Below are 16,971 nucleotides of genomic sequence, written 5' to 3'. Positions count from 1 at the left end.
CGGTGGGGTGGACCGTCCCGGGAGGGCGTGCATGTCGGTGGGGATCGCGGTGGGTCCGCAGGACCGGCCGGACGCGGTGCTGCGGGTGCTGCTGCCCGTCGTCGCCGTGGTGGGCACCGTGCCGCCGGCGCTGATCGGCCCGGCCGTCCCCGCGGCCTCGCCGCCGGAGCTGGTGCTCGCCGGCGGGGCCGTGGTGCTGGCCGGGGTGGGGCTGACGGCGGTCGGGGTGTGGCGCCTCCTCGCCCTCGGGACGCGGGTCGCCGCGGGCACGGGCCTCGTCGGCGCCGGGGTCCTGCTCGGCGAGGGCCTCGCCATCGGCCGGGAGATCGCGCCCGCCGGGTGGGCCGGGCCGGTGGTGGGCGCCGCCGGCGGCGCGATCGCGGGCGCGGGACTGCTCGGCGTGATCGTGCGGTGGCGGCACCGGTCGCTCGCCGGCGTGCCGGCCCCGCGCAGCGTGCGCGGGCCGCTGGTCGGTGCGGGCCTGGTGCTCCTGGTGCTCGCGGTGGCGCGGACGTCGGTGCCGGCGTGGCTCGTCGCGGTCGGCGTCATCGCCGTCGTCCTGGCCGGCCTGCCGCTGCTCGTGGCCCACGTCCGCGCCGGGACGCCGCGGGCCGCCCTGGCCGTCGACCCCGTGGTGCGCCCGCCCGGCGACCTCGCGACCCCCGGGTCCGACGACCCGTACGCGACGATCGAGGTGGACCCACCCCCGCCGGTCCCCGCCGCCTGGGGACCCACCCTGCGGGTCCTGCACCTCGCCGGCGCCGAGCCGGAGGCCTCCGCCGAGCTCCACCGCCGTCTCGGCGCCGCCGGGCACGAGGTCACGGTCCTGAGCCCCCGGTTCCCCGGCGCCCACGACCGCATCGAGGCGCACGGCGCCGGCATGGTGCGCTGGACCCACCCCGTGCGCCGCGGCTGGACCCGGCCCGGGCGGATGCTGGGCTACGTCGCGGCGGCGATCCTCGCGGCCCGCGACACCCGCGCCGACGTCGTCGTCGAGGAGCTCGTCGCCTCGCCCGGCCCGCTGGCGCTCCCGCGCTGGACGACGCGCCCGGTGGTGGCGCTCGCGACATGGCTGCCCGACCCGGAGCCGGCGGACCGGTCGGCCTCGCTGCTGCGCCTGCGCTGGTGGGCGATCCGCAGCCACCGCTCGGTCGTCGTCCGCTCCCCCGCCGCGGCCGACGCCCTCGCCGCCGCGCGCTCCCGCGCCCACGTGGCGGTCGTCGGCGAGGGGATCGACCCGGCGGCGCTCTGGACCGCGCCCCGCCGGCGCGGCGACGACGTCGTCGTGCGCGTCGGGCGCCTCGGCGCCGGCCCGGACGTGGTGCGCCCGCTGCTCTACGCCTGGGCGCGCACGGGCCCGGCGATCACCGGCCGGCTCGTGCTCATCGGTTGCGGCGCCCACGAGGCCGTCCTGCGGCAGTGCGCGGTGCAGCTGGGCCTGGGCGAGCAGGTGGAGTTCGCCGCCGAGCCCGACGGCGACGCCCGGCACGCGCGCGTGGCGGCGGCGCGCCTCGCGGTGGTGCCGCCGGGCGCCCCGGAGAAGGCGGCGCGGGCCGTCGCGCTCGAGGCGCTCGCCGTCGGCACCCCGGTGCTCGGCCCGGACACGCCGGCTCTGCGCGAGGTCGTGCCGGCGGCGGTCGGCATCCTGGTGCCCGACCGGCCCGACCCCGCGACGATCGCCGAGGCCCTGCTGGCGGTGCACGCCGACCGGGAGCGCCGGGATGCCGCCGCCGTCCGGGGGCCGCGGCTCGCGCGGGCCCACGACCTCGACGTGCTCGCGGGACAGATCGCCGACGTCTACCTCGCCGCGGTGACCCGGGGCGCGATGGGGCGGGACGGCCGGCTCGTCCGGCACTGAACTTGCCGACAGCGTTGCCCAGGGCAACAATTAGCCTGTGCAACGACTGGAGGAGCCGGGCGATGAGCTCGTCGACGCGGTGATGACGGCGAGCAGGGCGCTGCTGGCGGTGGTGGTGCGCTCGCTCGCGGCCGTCGACGAGGACGTGACGCTGCCGCAGTACCGGGCGCTCGTCGTGCTCGGTCAGCGCGGCGGGATGCGGTCGGCGGAGCTCGCGGCGGCCCTGGCCGTGACGCCGCCGACCTGCACCCGGATGTGCGGGCGGCTCGAGGGCAAGGGCCTCGTGGTCCGCGAGCGCCCCGCCGACGACCGCCGGGCCGTCGCGGTGTCCCTGTCGCCGGCCGGGCGGGCGCTGGTCGACGACGTCAGCCGCCGCCGGCGCGACGAGCTGCGCACGCTGCTCGCGGGCGTGCCCACCGGGCGCCGTGCGGCCGTCGTGGAGGGCCTGCGCTCCCTCGCCGACGCCGCGGACGAGGTGCCCGAGCGGGACTGGACGGACAGCGTGGTGGCCCCGTGACCGCGTCCGTCGACGAGGAGACCCCGGCACCGGGCCGTCCGGCGCGCGCGGCGCGGACGCTGCACCGCTGGCTGACCGCGTCGCGGCCCGGGCTCGTCGGGCTCGCGCTGATCATCGGGGTCGGCGCGGGCCTGGGCGCCGTGGCGTTCCGGTACCTCATCCTGGGCATCACCTGGCTCGTCACCGGGCGGGAGGACTTCTCCGACGCCGGCCGCGTCGCGAGCACCCACCTGCCCGCCCTCGGGCCGTGGTTCCTCCTGCTCGCGCCCGTCCTCGGCGGCCTGCTCTACGGGCCGCTGGTCACGCGGTTCGCGCCGCAGGCACGCGGTCACGGGGTGCCCGAGGTGATGGTCGCCGTGGCCCGGAACGAGGGCCGGATCCCGGCGCGCGTGGCCGGGGTCAAGGCGCTGGCGTCGGCTCTGTGCATCGGCACCGGCGGCTCGGTGGGCCGCGAGGGCCCGATCGTGCAGATCGGGTCGGCGCTGGGCAGCTCGATCGGCCAGGCGCTGCGGGTGCCCGCCGGCCGGCTCGTGCTCATGGTCGCCTGCGGCGCCGCCGGCGGGATCTCGGCGACGTTCAACGCCCCGATGGCCGGCGTGGTGTTCGGCCTGGAGATCATCCTGCGGGCCTTCGCCGCGGAGGCGTTCGGCGTCCTGGTGATCTCGTCGGTGACCGCGAACGTCGTCGCCCGCCTGCTCGTCGGCGACGACACGATCCTGCACCTCCCCCACTACACGCTGGGCTCGTCCACCGAGCTGCTCCTCTACGCCGGGCTCGGGCTGCTCGCCGGGTTGCTCGGGTGGGGGTTCGCGCGGGTGCTCTACGGCGTCGAGGACCTCTGCGACGTGCTCTGGCGCGGCCCCGAGTGGCTGCGCCCGGCCGTCGGCGGCGTCGTGCTGGGCGCGGTGCTGCTGGCGCTGCCGCAGCTCTACGGCGTCGGCTACCCGGTGCTCGAGGACGGGCTGGCCGGGCAGTACGCGGTCGGGTTCCTGCTGCTGCTCCTCGTCGGGAAGATGCTCGCCACGAGCCTGACCATCGGCATCGGGGGCTCCGGCGGCGTGTTCGCGCCGTCGCTGTTCATCGGCGGGATGGCCGGCACCGCGTTCGGGATGCTCGCCGCCGCGCTGTTCCCGGGCCTGCACCTCGCGCCCGGCGCCTTCGGGCTGGTCGGGATGGCCGCGGTGTTCGCCGGCGCCGCCCACGCGCCGATCACCGCGGTGCTCATCGTGTTCGAGCTGACCGGCGACTACGACGTGATCCTGCCCCTGATGATCGCCGTCGTCCTCGCGACCGGGCTGAGCCACCTCGTCTCCCACAAGACGATCTACACGCTCAAGCTGCTGCGCCGCGGCGTCGACATCGACGCGCCCGAGCCCGACCGCGTCGCAGGATCCACCCGCCACGGATGAGGCGCCGGCGGCTGTCCGCCGGGACTGTCGGGTCCGTGGCCGACACCTCCCCCACCGCCCGCCCCGAGATCGTGGCGGCGGTGTCCGCGCTGACCGCCCGCTTCCCCTTCGCCGACGACACGGCGTTCGACGACGCCCGCCGCGGCTACTTGGGCACGATCCCGGACGGTCTCGTGCACGCCGACGACGGTCGGGTGGTCTGGAACGCCGAGACCTGGACCCCCGCCCTGTCCGGCCCGCGGCCCGACACCGTCAACCCGAGCCTGTGGCGGCAGGGACAGCTCGTCGCCCTCCACGGGCTCTTCGAGGTCACCGACGGCATCTACCAGGTGCGCGGGCTCGACCTGTCGAACATGACGATCATCGAGGGCGACCGCGGGGTCATCGTCATCGACCCGCTCATCTCCACGGAGACCGCGGCCGCCGGGCTCCGTCTCTACCGGGAGCACCGCGGCGACCGCCCCGTCACGGCCGTGATCTACACCCACAGCCACGTCGACCACTTCGGCGGCGTGCGCGGCGTCGTCTCCGGTGACGACGTGGCCGCCGGCCGCGTCCCGGTCCTCGCCCCGCACGGGTTCACCGAGCACGCCGTCGCCGAGAACGTCTACGCCGGCGCCGCGATGAGCCGCCGCGCGGCCTACATGTACGGCGCCGGACTGCCCCCGGGCCCGACCGGGCAGATGGGCGCCGGGCTCGGGATGACCACCTCGACCGGCACCGTCACCCTCATCCCGCCCACCCTCGACATCACCCACACCGGCCAGGAAGAGACCCTCGACGGCGTCCGGATCGTCTTCCAGGTCACCCCGGGCACCGAGGCGCCCGCGGAGATGAACTTCCACTTCCCGGACCGGCGGGCGCTGTGCATGGCCGAGAACGCCACCCACACCCTGCACAACCTGCTGACCCTGCGCGGCGCCCTGGTCCGCGACCCGCGCGCGTGGGCCGCCTACCTCACCGAGGCGATCGAGCTGTTCGCCGACGACACCGACGTCGAATTCGCCTCGCACCACTGGCCCACCTGGGGCAGCGAGCGGATCGAGCGACTGCTCTCCGAGCAGCGCGACCTCTACGCCTACCAGCACGACCAGACCCTGCGGCTGCTGAACAAGGGCTTCGTCGGCGCCGAGATCGCCGAGATGCTCGAGGTCCCGCCCTCCCTCGAGGCCGCCTGGAACACCCACGGCTACTACGGCTCGGTCAGCCACAACGTCAAGGCCGTCTACCAGCGCTACATGGGCTGGTTCGACGGCAACCCCGCCAACCTCTGGCGCCACCCGCCGCAGCCCGCCGGACGCCGCTACGTCGAGGTCATCGGCGGTCCGGACGCGGTCCTCGCCGCCGGCCGCCGCGCCTTCGACGCCGGCGACTTCCGCTGGGTCGCCGAGCTGGTCGGCCACCTCGTGTTCGCCGACCCGGGCAACACCGACGCCCGTGAGCTCGAGGCCGCCGCCCTCGAGCAGCTCGGCTTCGGCGCCGAGAACGGCACCTGGCGCAACTTCTTCCTCACCGGTGCCGCCGAGCTCCGCGGCGTCACCGCGGGGACCCCGACCACCACGGCGTCGCCCGACATGATCGCCCAGCTCACGCTCGCGCAGCTCTTCGACAGCATCGCCATCCAGATCGACGGACCCAAGGCCTGGGATCTGACTCTGGCCGCCGACTGGACGATCGACGGCACGGCGTACTGGACCCGGCTCGCCCACGGCGTCCTCACTCACGGCGAGGGCACCGTGCGCGGCGGCTCCGACGCGCGGATCACGGTCGGGCGCGCCGACCTCCTCGCCGTCCTGGCGGGCGCCGCGACGCCCGACGACCTCGCCGCGTCCGGCCGGTGGAGCGTCGAGGGCGCGGGCGACGTCGTCACGACGACGCTCGGCGTCCTCGATCCCCCCGACCCCGGCTTCGCGATCGTCACGCCCTGATCGATGTGCGGTGACCGCCCACGTCGGGGCCATCCCGAACCTGCCGATGGGCTCTAGGGATCGACCAGCCAGGACAGCAGGCGGCCGCGGGACCAGCACCGACCGAGCGCCCGGGCGTGCGTCTCCGCGTGGGTGAAGATCACCAGGCCGAGGATGCTGTGCCCGGAGGCGGGGCGGTCGCCCATCGTCGGCACGGCCGGCGCGACCCCGACGCCCTCGACCGACACCCACGCCACCGGCCGGTCGGTCGCGGCCGCGTCGAGGCACTGCAGGAACCGCAGGCGGCGCTCGAGCGGCAGGGCCGACAGCGTCCACGTCGTGGTGACGACGGGCAGGGCGTCGCCGGGTACGCGGTCGAGCGCGTCCGGGAGCAGGTCGACGGCGTCGCCGCGCAGCAGGGTCCGCGCCGTCGTGGCGGCCAGGGCGATCTGCGCGGCGAGCAGCGTCCGGTCCTCGTCCGGGGGCCGGCAGGCGCGCAGCCAGCGGGCCTCGTCGGGGTCGGCGACGTCGACCGGGTCGAGGTCGATGCCGATGCGTGCGACAACGTCGGGGATCGCCCGGGTCGGGACGGGGCGATCACCCACGACCGACGCCCACTGCTGCACCGGCGACGCGGGGTCGCTCGATCCGGCGGCGTAGGTGACGCCGACGCGGTCGACGGTGAGGTCGAACCCGGCGTCGCAGCCGACGTCGACGAGCCCGATCGCGGTGGCGCCGACGCGGTGCGCGGCCTCGGCGACGAGGGGACGGAGGACGGGGGCGTGGCCGATCGGGGTGCGCACCGGTCGCCGTGCGACGACGGCGTCGGGCGTCTCGCGGAGGGTGTCGAGGGCGGCTTCTGCGGCGGCCTCGTCGTCGTTCGTGGCGTAGGCGGCTGCGAGCGCCGGGGCGCGCCCGGCGAGGGCGAGGTCGTGCAGCGCGGCGAGGACCAGCGCGGGCGCCCGCCGGCGCGCCGGCGCCGTCTCGATGGCCCGCAAGGCGTCGGGGGACTCGCTCAGCGCGATCGCGACGCGCTCGTGGACCGGCGACATCCCGGCCATGTCCACCTCGCCGTAGCGCCGGTACCGCTCCGCGAGCGTGCGCGCCCTCCCCACGCGTCAGTCGTACCGCAGCCCGGATCTGGTTCCGAGCGAAGGGCACCTTCGCTCGAGGGGTGGCCGTCGCCGGAACGGCGCGGAAGTTGTTGAGGCGGTCCCGGCGAACGGGCCCGGCGCTGTCGGGGGTCGGGTCTACGTTCGAACACATGAGCGAATACGTGGTGGGCGCGGCGGAGCGCGACGCGCTGGGCCGCGCCTCGGCCAGCGTGCTCGCTCAACGGCGGGCCTACTTCCAGCGTCTCGAGAGCATCGCCGCGCTCGCTGATCTGGGCACAGCGGTGTCGGCGGGGTACCGCTCGACCGAGTCGCTGATCGCCGACCGGGACAACCTCGACCTCGCCGACGCCAAGCGGCTCGTCATGGAGGCGGCGGACTTGTGCGCGCGGTCGTCGTTGCTGGGCGAGAAGCTGCCGGCGCGGCTGCCGCGCACCGGTGAGGCGCTGTCGGCGGGGCTGATCGACCCGGCGCACGTGAAGATCATCCGGGAGACGATGGCTCACCTGTCGGGGTTGGCGTCCCCGCCGCCGCCGGACGAGCTGCCCGGGGTGGAGGAGACCCTCGCGGAGAAGGCGCAGGTGCTGCCGCCGCGGATGTTGCGGCAGTTGGCGAAGGGGTTCATCGATTTCTACGACCCCGATGGCGCCGCTCCGCCCGACGGCGAGGCGAGCCGTGACGAGATGCACCTGTTGCGGTGCAAGGACGGGTCGCTGGTGTTCAAGGGGACGCTGCACGACCCGTTGGATGCCGAGGCGGCGGTCGAGGTGTTCGGGGTGCTCGCCGCCCAGTGCGGCGCCGACGACGAGCGCACGCTGCCGCGGCGGCAGGCGGATGCGTTCAAGGATCTCACGCAGGACGCCTGCGGCCCGCGAGGTCTGGCCACCGACGCCCGCAAAGAGCACGACAACCCTGATCCGGCGGGCGTCGAGGCCGACGCGCCGACGGAGGCGGACGACGAGGCGGACGACGAGGCGGGCGGCGAGGCGCTCAAAGGCAAGGGCGGCTACGGCACGCTCGACTCCGGGCACCACGTCGACGCCGCCACGGTCCGCCGGTGGGCCTGCGACGCCGAGATCATCCCCATGATCCTCGGCGCCAGGTCCGAACCCCTCGACGTCGGACGCAGCCAGCGCACCGCGCCCGATGCCATCCGGCGGGCCTTGAACCACCGCGACGGCGGCTGCGCGTTCCCCGGCTGCACCCGACGACCACGACGTTGCGAGGCCCACCACGTCCAGGAATGGCTGCAGCACCGCGGCGCGACCGCGCTCGACAACATGTGCCTCTTGTGTCGCTACCACCACCAACTGATGCACCACGGGCACTGGACCATCGAGATGATCAACGGCCGGCCCTGGTTCACCCCGCCCTGGATCATCGACACCGAGCGACGACCCCGACCCGGCGGACGACCCCGGGTCCCGACCTGAGCGGAACGCTTCGGAAACCGAAGCGTTCCCGTGAAAGAGCTCGCCTCCCGCGACGGGCGAGCCCCGGACCTCAGGTCAGCGCCTGCGCGCCGATCACCGACAGCAGCTGGAGCTTCTCGTGGCTCTCGCTGCCCGGCGCGGCCGTGTAGACCAGCAGCGCGTGCGACTGCTCCGGGTCGAGCAGCGTCTGGCAGGTCAGGTCCAGGCGCCCGAGCTCGGGGTGGACGAAGTGCTTGACGCCCTGCGGGCGGAGGCCGACCTCGTGCTCGTCCCAGACGGCGCGGAACTCCTCGCTGTCGGCGAGCAGGAGGTCCGCGAGGTACGCCGCGCGGGAGTCCCGGCCCCGTCGTCCGAGCACCTCGCGCAGTCCCGACGCCCACATCCGCGACAGGAAGTCGTGGTCCTCGGGCGCGTAGAGCGCACGGGACGAGGGGTCGGCGAACCACCGGTAGCTGATGCTGCGGAACGGCCCGGTGAAGCTGGTCGTGTCGCCGGTCAGGGCGACGCCGAGCCGGGTCTGGCGCAGCGTCTCGCCGAGCTCGGTGACGATCTCGGCGGGGGTGTCGTCGAGGCGGTCGAGCACCCGGAGCATGCCGGGGCTGACGTGCTCGGCGACCCCGCCGCGCAGGGGCGGGTGGTGCCCGGCGAGCCGGAACAGGTGGTCGCGCTCGTCGAGCGACAGGTGCAGCCCCTGCGCGATCGCGGCGATCATCTGCTCCGACGGCTGCGGCCCGCGCTCACGCTCGAGGCGGGAGTAGTAGTCGGTCGACATGTGGCACAGCGCCGCGACCTCCTCCCGGCGCAGCCCCGCGGTCCGGCGGCGCTGCCCGCGCGGGAGCCCGACGTCGTCCGGTTGCAGCGACTCCCGGCGACGCCGCAGGAACCCCGCCAGCCCGGCTCGGTCGATCATCGCCACGCCCTCTCCTCGGTGCCGACCCCGTTCCTACCGGCGACCCCGCCCCGTAACCACGGCCCGTCGATCCCCCCGTCACGGACCCGTGAGCCACGGATCGGCAGGCCGTGGTTGGCGTCCCCGCGACGGCCGACGCTTGGTGACACGCACCCCGGTCACGAGAGGACCACCGACATGCCCCGCACCCGTCCCGACATCACGATCCCCGGTCTGGCGCCGCAGCGCGCCGTCGTCACCGGAGCGAGCGACGGCATCGGACTCGGCATCGCGACGAGGCTCGCGCAGGCCGGCGCGGAGGTCGTCCTGCCGGTGCGCAACCCGCAGAAGGGCCAGGCCGCGCTCGCGTGGATCCGCGAGCGCGCCCCGCAGGCGACCGTGTCGCTCCGCGCGCTCGACCTGTCCTCGCTGGCGTCCGTCGCCGCGCTCGGCGCGACCCTGCGCGAGGAGAACCGGCCGATCCACATCCTGGTCAATAACGCCGGCGTCATGACCCCGCCGGACCGGCAGACGACCGCCGACGGGTTCGAGGTGCAGTTCGGCACCAACCACCTCGGCCACGTCGCCCTGGTGGCCCACCTGATGCCGCTGCTGCGCGCCGGCCGCGCCCGCGTGACGTCCCAGGTCAGCATCGCCGCGCGCAGCGGCACCATCCACTGGGACGACCTGGGCTGGGAGCGCTCCTACGACGGCATGCGCGCCTACGCCCAGTCGAAGATCGCGTTCGGGCTCTTCGGTCTCGAGCTCGAGCGGCGCAGCCAGGCCGGCGGCTGGGGCATCACCAGCAACATCTCCCACCCGGGCGTCGCCCCGACGAACCTGCTCTCCGCCCGCGCCGAGCTCGGCCGCGAGCAGCCCACCCTGGGCCGGCGCATAATCGGCGCGATGGCCGCGCGCGGCGTCCTGGTCGGGACGGCCGAGTCCGCGGGGCTGCCCGCCCTCTACGCCGCGACCAGCCCGGACGCCCGGGGCGGGCGGTTCTACGGGCCGGGCGGTCTCGGGAACCTCGGCGGCCCGCCGGCCGAGCAGAAGCTGTACGCCCCGCTGCGCAGCGCCGAGGAGGCCCGCCGCGTGTGGGAGGTCTCCGAGGAGCTCACCGGGCTCTCGCTGTCGTCCCCGGTGCCGGCGGGTCCGCCGACCACGTAGGCGTCCGCTCCCGGCGAGGCTTGTCCGGATGGTCGATTCTGTCCGACCATGACCACATCCGCCGCCGGCGCCCGGGGAGGGCCGATGGACACCGCGTTGACCACCGTCGGCCTGCCCCTCGCCCTGGCTGTCGTGATGTTCGGGCTCGGGCTCTCGCTGACCGTCGGCGACTTCGGGCGGATCGCGAAGGAGCCCCGGGCCGTCGGGGTCGCGCTCGCGACGCAGATCCTGCTGCTCCCGGCGATCTGCTTCGCGCTGGTCGTGGCCTTCGGCCTCAGCCCGGTCCTCGCGGTCGGCATGATGCTGCTGGCCGCCTCCCCCGGCGGCACCACGGCGAACCTGTTCAGCCACCTCTTCCGCGGCGACGTCGCCCTGAACATCACGCTCACGGCCGTGAACTCGGTGCTCGCCGTGGTGACGCTGCCGCTGGTCGTCACGCTGGCCGTCGGGTGGTTCGCGCCGCCGGTCGACGCGTCCGTCGGCCTGCAGTTCGACAAGATCCTTCAGGTGTTCGCGATCGTCCTGGTGCCGGTCGCGCTCGGCATGCTCGTGCGGCGCCTGGCGCCGGCGTGGGCGGAGCGCGCCGAGCGCCCGGTACGCATCCTCTCCGCGGTCGTCCTCGTCCTCGTGATCGCCGGCGCGCTGCTCGCCGAGCGCGAGAACCTCGGGACGTACCTGGCCGACGTCGGCCTGGTCACCACGCTGTTCTGCCTCGTCAGCCTGGGCGCCGGGTTCCTCGTGCCGCGCCTGTTCCGCGTCGGTCACCGGCAGTCGGTGGCGTCGGCTTTCGAGATCGGCATCCACAACAGCACGCTCGCGATCGCGGTGGCGCTGACCGTGCTCGGCGACGAGCGGCTCGCGGTGCCGGCGGCGGTCTACGGCGTGATCATGTTCCCGCTCGCCGCCGGGGTGGGCTACCTGCTCTCGCGCCGCGCCCCGGACCGGGAGCCGACCGTCGCGGCGTGAGCCGGTCCCGGTGTCCAGCACCGTCGGACACCGCTCTGGACCGTCGACACCGGTGCGCGCTGCGATCCGGACCGGGACGGGGGGCGTCCGCGTCGTTGGAGGCCGCCCCATGTCCGAGTCACTGCCCGACTACTCGATCCGCCCGCTGTGCTTCTCGCACGTCGACCTGCCGCGCGAGTTCTTCGGCGGCGTCCCGATCCACAGCGGCGAGGGCGTGTCCGCGTCGCCGATGATCTACGTGCTGGTCAGCGGGCGGGTCGACGGCGGCACCGTCCACCACTACCTGGTCGACGCCGGGTTCCACGCCGACAAGTGGATCCACCGGTTCGGCTTCTACGACTGGGAGCCGCCGGAGACGGTGCTGGGCAAGGTCGGCGTGCGCCCCGCGGAGATCGAGAAGATCTTCCTGACGCACATGCACTTCGACCACGCCAACAACGTCGGGGCGTTCCCGAACGCCGAGGTCCACGTGCAGTGGGACGAGTACCAGGGCTGGCTCAAGGCCCTGGCCCTGCCCGACCTCTACACGCCGCTCGGCGAGGAGAGCTGGATCACCTCGTCGTTCGACCGCGACGACGCCCGCGTCTTCGGCGAGCTCGCCCGCGACCACCGCCTGCTGTTCGTCGGCGACGACGAGGAGCTCGCTCCCGGCATCCGCGGGCACCTGTCGAAGGACGGCCACACGTTCGGCACGCAGTGGATCTCGGTGGACACCTCGGGCGGGCGCTACGTCGTCGCCGGCGACGCGGTGATGTGGTACTCGAACGTCGAGGAGATGTGGCCGAGCGGCTACACCAACGGCAACACGTACTCGATGCTCATGACCTACGGCGAGATCCACCGCCACCTCGGCGGCGACCTCGACCGCATCGTCCCGGGGCACGACACGCTCCTGTTCGCCCGCCACCCCAGCTGGAAGGTCGGCCCGAACGAGGTGGCCGAGGTGCACGTCGCCGCGTGGGACACGTCCCGGCGCCCGGAGTCCTGACCGCGTCCGGACGGAGTCTTCTCGCAGCGCAACCGGCCCCTTTACCGGTTGCGGACGACTGGTCGTGCACGACCGGGGAATCTCGATCACATGAGTGTCGACAAGACCGCCAAGAACCGGACGCAGCAGGTGAAGGGGAAGGCCAAGGAGGTCACCGGGCAGGCCACGGGCAACAAGAAGCTCGAGTACAGCGGCAAGAAGGACATGGCCGCCGGCGAGGTCAAGCAGCGCAGCGGGAAGTGACCGGTCCGCGGGTCACGCCCGGCGGCGACGGTAGACGTTGCCGCCGGCGTGGCTCGCGATGTCGGCGAACAGCGCCAGCGCGAGCCACAGGAAGTCGACCCCGACGACGCCGCCCGGCGCCACGAGCACGTACATCAACGTCGTCCACGGCAGGATCAGGAAGCCGAGGATCGGCAGCAGCAGCGTCCCGCCGAACGCCACGCTCCACGTGACGGGAGCGAGCAGCCACCAGACGACGATGACGGCGCGGGGCCCGAGGATCAGCAGCAGGATGAGCAGGCACACGCGTCGGTTCTAGCCACCGGCGCGCTCCGGGTCCCCACCCGTCGAGGATGAGCCGGGCTCGTTGACGTGATCGGGGTCACATCCTAGGTTCGGCGACGGCTCCCCGCGTCGTCGACCACTGGAGCACCGCCGTGACCACCTACGACCCGCGTACCGCCACCGGGATCCCGACCGAACCGGTGGGATCGATGCCGAGACCCGAGAAGCTGCAGCAGGCCTACGCCGCGTACGACGAGGGGAAGATCGACAAGGCGGCGCTCGAGGTCGAGCAGGAGGCCGCCGTCGACGACACCCTCGCCCGCTACGAGGCGACGGGCGCGCCGATCATCTCCGACGGCGAGCAGCGGTGGTCGTCGTTCGCGACCTACCCGATCACCGACACCCTCGCCGGCACCGGCCTCGCGCCATCGCTCGGGCCGGGCGGCCAGTTCTTCGCGATCTTCGCCGACGGGCACGGGCGCCAGCTGCCGAAGCTCGTGAAGGGCCCGTTCGAGTACGTCAACTACGCGGCCGACTCGCTGAAGAAGTCGATCCCCAAGGCGACCACGCCGATGAAGCAGGCGGTCATCGCGCCGTCGATGCTCGCCCTGCTCTACCCCCTCAGGGACCCGGTAGACGGCTACAGCCGCGAGGACTTCGAGGCGAAGCTGATCGACGAGTGCGAGAAGGACATCCGCCTCGCGTTCGACGCCGGCGCCGCGCGGGTGTCGGTGGACTTCACCGAGGGCCGGCTCGCGACCCGCGAGGACCCCCGCAACCCCTGGACCGGCGCCGGCCTGCTGCCCCACTTCATCGAGCTGATCAACGGCGTGATGGCCCGGTTCACCGCGGAGGAGCGCACCCGGATCGGCATCCACACCTGCCCCGGCGGCGACCGCGACTCGGTGCACTCGGCGGACGTGCCCTACAACAACCTGCTGCCCGAGATGTTCAAGATCAACGCCGGTTACTTCCTCATCCAGCTCGCCAGCGAGCGGGAGAAGGACCCGGTCTACGAATCCATCGGCCGGCACCTGCGCACCGACGCGGACGGCGTGACGCAGATGGCCTACCTGGGCGTGATCAACCCGGGCAACCCGCGGGTCGAGAGCGCCGCCGAGGTCGCCGACCGGCTCGTGCGGGCGGCGGACTTCATCGACCGTCAGCAGATCGGGTCCACCGACGACTGCGGGTTCTCGCCCTTCTCGATCGACGAGAAGCCCAACCACGGCTCGCCGGACTTCGCCCGCGAGGTGGCGTTCCAGAAGATCACCAACCGGGTCGCGGGGACGCGGATGGCCGCGGAACGGCTGGGGGTCTCCTGACCCTGACCCTCGTGTTCACCACCGAGCGCGCCGACGCCTCGCCCGGCCGGGAGCTGCTGGCCGAGCTCAACGCGCTCCTCGACACCCAGTACCCCGGGCGCGCCGCGCGCCCGGGGTCGGTGACGACGCCCGAGGAGATGGCGCCGCCGCGGGGGCGGTTCCTGGTGGGCTACTCCGCGGGACGGCCAGTGGCGATCGGCGGGCTGCGGCCCCTGGACGACGGCGTGTGCGAGATCAAGCGGATGTACGTCGTCCCGCACGCCCGCTCCCGCGGCGTCGGGCGCGCGCTGCTCGCCGCGCTCGAGGACGCCGCGCGCTCGCTGGGCTACCGGCGTGTCCGGCTCGACGCCGGTGCCGAGCAACGGCACAGCCGGGCACTGTTCGCCGACGCCGGGTACCGCCCGATCCCGCCGTACAACGGCAACCACATCGCCGTGTTCTTCGGGGAGAAGGAGCTGTAGCAGCCGGCCGTGGGCAACCGTTCAACAGGCCGGATCGCCGGAGTCCCCGTACCGTGATGGCGGTCACGGTCGGGGGTGGTCCGCACATGGTGTCGACGTCCGACGCACCGGTGCGTCCCGACCGGCTGTTCGACCTGGTCACGGGCTTCCCGCCCGAGGACGCCATCGACCTGGTGGTGCCGGTCCCGCTCTCGCTCGCGATCTACATGACGATGCTCGAGTCGACCGGCCACGCGGGTGACGTCGCGGTGCTCCGGAAGCTGCACCAGAACGAGGCCTCGACCACGGCGCAGGCGGTCCAGGCGACCGTCGGGTTCGTCGACGGGCCCGACGGCCCGGAGCCTGCGCGGCTGGCCCTCGCCCACGTCGTCGAGGAGCGCGTGCCCCGCGTCAACGGCGTCCGCCCGCACCTGCACGTCTACGTCGGCGGCACCGCGGTCGCCCTCGCCGACGGGCGCCGAGCCCCGATCGACCTCGACCTGCTGCAGGCCCGCGCCGACTCCGACCTGTTCCCCGACCACCGCGACCGCCTGGCCGCGGCGTCGGCGGAACGCCTCGGCCTGGTGTGGGGCGAGGCGGTGACCGGGTCGCTGGAGCTGCTCGAGCCGCCGTGGCTCGCCGAGCGGGCCGCCCAGCTGCTGCGCGACGACGAGCCGTTCTGCCCCGGCCCGTTCGCGCGACGCCGCGTCGTGGCCGGCGAGCACCACCTGCGCCGCGTCGGGCAGGAGCTGCGCGCCGAGCTCGGCACCTGACCGACCTTCACCCGCTCGGGATGATGTGCGCGCGGGTCCCGGCCTGCGATGGTCGGCACCGTGTCCGCCGTCGATGACCTCACCGAACTCGTCGAGCGCGCCGGCGCGGCCGAGCGCGAGGCGCTGGCCTCGAAGTGGAAGGACCGCGGGGACGTCGAGAACCTGCGGCGCCACGTCCGGCGCGCCCTCGACGACCAGCGGGCCGCGGAGCGCCGCGAGCCCCTCGGCCCGGGCAGCGACGAGCGGCGGATCCGGGTGCGCTCGGCGCTGCTCGAGGACACCGTCGACGCCGCACCGGACTCGCCCGTCACCCACGCCGAGGCCGCGCGGGCGGAGGGCGACGCCGCGGCCGCCGTCACCGTGGCCCGGCTCGCCCTGATCGAGGCGCACCTGGCCGTGCTCGACGCCCGCCTCGCACGTCTGGACGCCGGCGAGTCCGAGCCCGGGGCCGCCTCGATCGACGGCCACGCCGTGCTGTCCGGGCGCACCGCGGTCGGGCGTCACGGCCCGGCGCTCGCCCACGGCCTGCGCGGCGAGATCGGCTACATGCTCACCCGCAAGCCGCGCACGCTGCTCCAGAGCCTCGCGATCAGCCTGGCGCTCGGGCTGCTCTACCTCGGCGTCATCCGTCTGTTCCAGTGGGACACGAAGGCGCATTACCTGCCCTACCTGGGGCTGTGGACCGTCTCGGTGGTCATGGGTGGCGCGGTCTGCCTCAACGCGATGAGCTTCGACGGCATGCGGGTGCGCGCCGCGCTGGAGAGCGGCGCCCGGCTCTGGCACCTGCTGATCACCAAGAACCTGGCGCTGATCTGCCTGGTGGCGCCCATCGGGTTCGTCATCAGCGCGCTGCTGTCCTGGCGGGCCGGGAGCTGGGAGGCGTTCCTGCGGGCGTGCGCCCTGATGATCTCGTTCATCGTGCTGTGGCTCGGCGTCGGCAACATCGCCTCGGTGATCGTGCCGATCCGCGACGAGCCGATCTGGCGCCGGCGCAAGGACGGCACGCTCAAGCAGTTCGCGATCGTCTTCGCGGTGTCCTACGTGCTCGGCTACGTCGTCAACCTGATGCTGATCGTCCGCATCTTCGCCGCGCAGGAGTGGGCGCAGCGGTCCGGCATCATCATCCTGCCCGCGATCTTCGTCGTGCTCAGCAGCATCACGATGTGGGTGCTGCTCACGATCGTCGCGGTGGCGCTCTCGCAGCAGCCGAAGGTCCGCCGGGGGCTGATGAAGGAGCTGGCCGACGCGCCCGCCGAGCCGCTGGCTCCTCCGCTGGAGAAGGCTCAGAACACCACGTAGACCAGCCGCATCCGGCGGGTGACGTCCCACCGCCCGCTCCAGCCCGGTGGGAGCACGAGCGTGTCGCCGGCGCCGAGGTCGTGCCGCCGGCCGGTGTCCGCGGCGGTGATCACCGCGCTCCCGGACACGACGTAGCAGAACTCGGTGCCCGAGCGCTCCACGACCGGCCAGCCCCCGGGCTCGCACTCCCAGACGCCGACGTTCGCCGACGACTCGGTCATCACCCCGTGGATGTGCATCGCGGGCCGGCCGCTGTCGGCGTCCTCCCGGACGCCGCCGGCCGCGAGCTCGCCCGCGATGGTCGCGGCGGGGACGAGGGTGAGGGACGGCATCGCAGACTCCCGGGGTGGCGCTGGTCGTGGGGACGATCTCCCTGGCACG

Annotated in this window: 17 protein-coding genes; 13 read left to right on the top strand and 4 right to left on the bottom strand. The window is 74.1% G+C overall.

The window, feature by feature from the left end:
- Positions 1-31 precede the first annotated feature (31 nt).
- From EV188_RS17715 to EV188_RS17700, 4 genes are read left to right on the top strand one after another with little or no spacing between them, the layout of a single operon-like run.
- The gene (locus EV188_RS17715) at positions 32-1,858 is read left to right on the top strand and encodes a glycosyltransferase family 4 protein (protein WP_133827570.1); all 1,827 of its coding nucleotides are present in this window, start codon (positions 32-34) and stop codon (positions 1,856-1,858) included.
- A 37-nt stretch (positions 1,859-1,895) separates the two neighbouring features.
- On the top strand, positions 1,896-2,375 hold the full coding sequence (locus tag EV188_RS17710; RefSeq protein ID WP_243741783.1) for a MarR family winged helix-turn-helix transcriptional regulator: 480 nt from the start codon (positions 1,896-1,898) through the stop codon (positions 2,373-2,375).
- Positions 2,372-3,784, top strand: coding sequence for a chloride channel protein (locus tag EV188_RS17705; RefSeq protein WP_133827569.1), 1,413 nt, complete (start codon positions 2,372-2,374; stop codon positions 3,782-3,784). Before EV188_RS17710 ends, EV188_RS17705 begins: the two co-directional genes overlap by 4 nt.
- A 35-nt stretch (positions 3,785-3,819) precedes the next feature.
- Complete coding sequence (locus EV188_RS17700; RefSeq protein WP_243741782.1) at positions 3,820-5,712, top strand: alkyl/aryl-sulfatase; 1,893 nt, start codon at positions 3,820-3,822, stop codon at positions 5,710-5,712.
- A 53-nt stretch (positions 5,713-5,765) separates the two neighbouring features.
- Here the strand turns inward: EV188_RS17700 and EV188_RS17695 are convergent, their stop codons facing one another.
- A complete protein-coding gene (locus EV188_RS17695) occupies positions 5,766-6,806 on the bottom strand; it encodes a DUF2332 domain-containing protein (protein ID WP_133827567.1) in 1,041 nt (346 codons plus the stop codon).
- 149 nt (positions 6,807-6,955) lie between these two features.
- On the opposite strand from EV188_RS17695, the gene EV188_RS17690 reads away from it, so the two are divergent.
- On the top strand, positions 6,956-8,236 hold the full coding sequence (locus tag EV188_RS17690) for an HNH endonuclease signature motif containing protein (protein WP_133827566.1): 1,281 nt from the start codon (positions 6,956-6,958) through the stop codon (positions 8,234-8,236).
- 70 nt (positions 8,237-8,306) lie between these two features.
- Here EV188_RS17690 and EV188_RS17685 read toward each other — a convergent pair whose 3' ends face one another.
- On the bottom strand, positions 8,307-9,146 hold the full coding sequence (locus EV188_RS17685) for a helix-turn-helix transcriptional regulator (RefSeq protein WP_133827565.1): 840 nt from the start codon (positions 9,144-9,146) through the stop codon (positions 8,307-8,309).
- Positions 9,147-9,323: 177 nt separating this feature from the next.
- Between EV188_RS17685 and EV188_RS17680 the strand changes: the two genes are divergently transcribed.
- From EV188_RS17680 to EV188_RS17665, 4 genes are all read left to right on the top strand, one after another.
- On the top strand, positions 9,324-10,292 hold the full coding sequence (locus tag EV188_RS17680) for an SDR family oxidoreductase (RefSeq protein WP_133827564.1): 969 nt from the start codon (positions 9,324-9,326) through the stop codon (positions 10,290-10,292).
- Positions 10,293-10,376: 84 nt separating this feature from the next.
- Positions 10,377-11,258 carry a bile acid:sodium symporter family protein gene (locus EV188_RS17675; RefSeq protein WP_133827563.1) on the top strand — a complete coding sequence of 294 codons (882 nt, stop codon included), beginning with the start codon at positions 10,377-10,379 and terminating at the stop codon, positions 11,256-11,258.
- A 109-nt stretch (positions 11,259-11,367) separates the two neighbouring features.
- Positions 11,368-12,246, top strand: a complete 879-nt coding sequence (locus EV188_RS17670; protein ID WP_133827562.1) for an MBL fold metallo-hydrolase — start codon at positions 11,368-11,370, stop codon at positions 12,244-12,246.
- Between the two features lie 90 nt (positions 12,247-12,336).
- Complete coding sequence (locus EV188_RS17665) at positions 12,337-12,489, top strand: CsbD family protein (RefSeq protein WP_133827561.1); 153 nt, start codon at positions 12,337-12,339, stop codon at positions 12,487-12,489.
- A gap of 12 nt (positions 12,490-12,501) precedes the next feature.
- Here EV188_RS17665 and EV188_RS17660 read toward each other — a convergent pair whose 3' ends face one another.
- Positions 12,502-12,774, bottom strand: coding sequence for a hypothetical protein (locus EV188_RS17660; protein WP_133827560.1), 273 nt, complete (start codon positions 12,772-12,774; stop codon positions 12,502-12,504).
- A gap of 188 nt (positions 12,775-12,962) precedes the next feature.
- Here EV188_RS17660 and EV188_RS17655 point away from each other — a divergent pair, with 188 nt between their 5' ends.
- From EV188_RS17655 to EV188_RS17640, 4 genes are all read left to right on the top strand, one after another.
- A complete protein-coding gene (locus tag EV188_RS17655) occupies positions 12,963-14,078 on the top strand; it encodes a uroporphyrinogen decarboxylase/cobalamine-independent methonine synthase family protein (RefSeq protein ID WP_133827559.1) in 1,116 nt (371 codons plus the stop codon).
- 11 nt (positions 14,079-14,089) lie between these two features.
- Positions 14,090-14,539: a GNAT family N-acetyltransferase gene (locus EV188_RS17650; RefSeq protein WP_208114246.1), complete on the top strand. Its 450-nt coding sequence runs from the start codon at positions 14,090-14,092 to the stop codon at positions 14,537-14,539.
- Positions 14,540-14,625: 86 nt separating this feature from the next.
- On the top strand, positions 14,626-15,291 hold the full coding sequence (locus EV188_RS31725; RefSeq protein WP_166659937.1) for a hypothetical protein: 666 nt from the start codon (positions 14,626-14,628) through the stop codon (positions 15,289-15,291).
- Between the two features lie 60 nt (positions 15,292-15,351).
- Complete coding sequence (locus EV188_RS17640) at positions 15,352-16,590, top strand: MFS transporter (RefSeq protein ID WP_133827558.1); 1,239 nt, start codon at positions 15,352-15,354, stop codon at positions 16,588-16,590.
- Here the strand turns inward: EV188_RS17640 and EV188_RS17635 are convergent.
- Positions 16,575-16,922 (bottom strand): cupin domain-containing protein, encoded by a 348-nt coding sequence (locus EV188_RS17635; RefSeq protein ID WP_133827557.1) that lies wholly within the window; start codon positions 16,920-16,922, stop codon positions 16,575-16,577. The genes EV188_RS17640 and EV188_RS17635 overlap by 16 nt on opposite strands.
- Positions 16,923-16,971: the final 49 nt, after the last annotated feature.

Source organism: Actinomycetospora succinea, from assembly GCF_004363095.1.
Classification (GTDB): Bacteria; Actinomycetota; Actinomycetes; order Mycobacteriales; family Pseudonocardiaceae; genus Actinomycetospora; species Actinomycetospora succinea.
This window is presented reverse-complemented; position numbering and strand designations above follow the sequence as displayed.

Coding starts and splice junctions, on each gene's coding strand:
- EV188_RS17715 (WP_133827570.1), top strand. CDS start 32: ATGTCGGTGGGGATCGCGGTGGGTCCGCAGGACCGGCCGGACGCGGTG.
- EV188_RS17690 (WP_133827566.1), top strand. CDS start 6,956: ATGAGCGAATACGTGGTGGGCGCGGCGGAGCGCGACGCGCTGGGCCGC.
- EV188_RS17685 (WP_133827565.1), bottom strand. CDS start 9,146: ATGATCGACCGAGCCGGGCTGGCGGGGTTCCTGCGGCGTCGCCGGGAG.
- EV188_RS17680 (WP_133827564.1), top strand. CDS start 9,324: ATGCCCCGCACCCGTCCCGACATCACGATCCCCGGTCTGGCGCCGCAG.
- EV188_RS17675 (WP_133827563.1), top strand. CDS start 10,377: ATGGACACCGCGTTGACCACCGTCGGCCTGCCCCTCGCCCTGGCTGTC.
- EV188_RS17670 (WP_133827562.1), top strand. CDS start 11,368: ATGTCCGAGTCACTGCCCGACTACTCGATCCGCCCGCTGTGCTTCTCG.
- EV188_RS17665 (WP_133827561.1), top strand. CDS start 12,337: ATGAGTGTCGACAAGACCGCCAAGAACCGGACGCAGCAGGTGAAGGGG.
- EV188_RS17655 (WP_133827559.1), top strand. CDS start 12,963: ATGCCGAGACCCGAGAAGCTGCAGCAGGCCTACGCCGCGTACGACGAG.
- EV188_RS31725 (WP_166659937.1), top strand. CDS start 14,626: ATGGTGTCGACGTCCGACGCACCGGTGCGTCCCGACCGGCTGTTCGAC.
- EV188_RS17635 (WP_133827557.1), bottom strand. CDS start 16,922: ATGCCGTCCCTCACCCTCGTCCCCGCCGCGACCATCGCGGGCGAGCTC.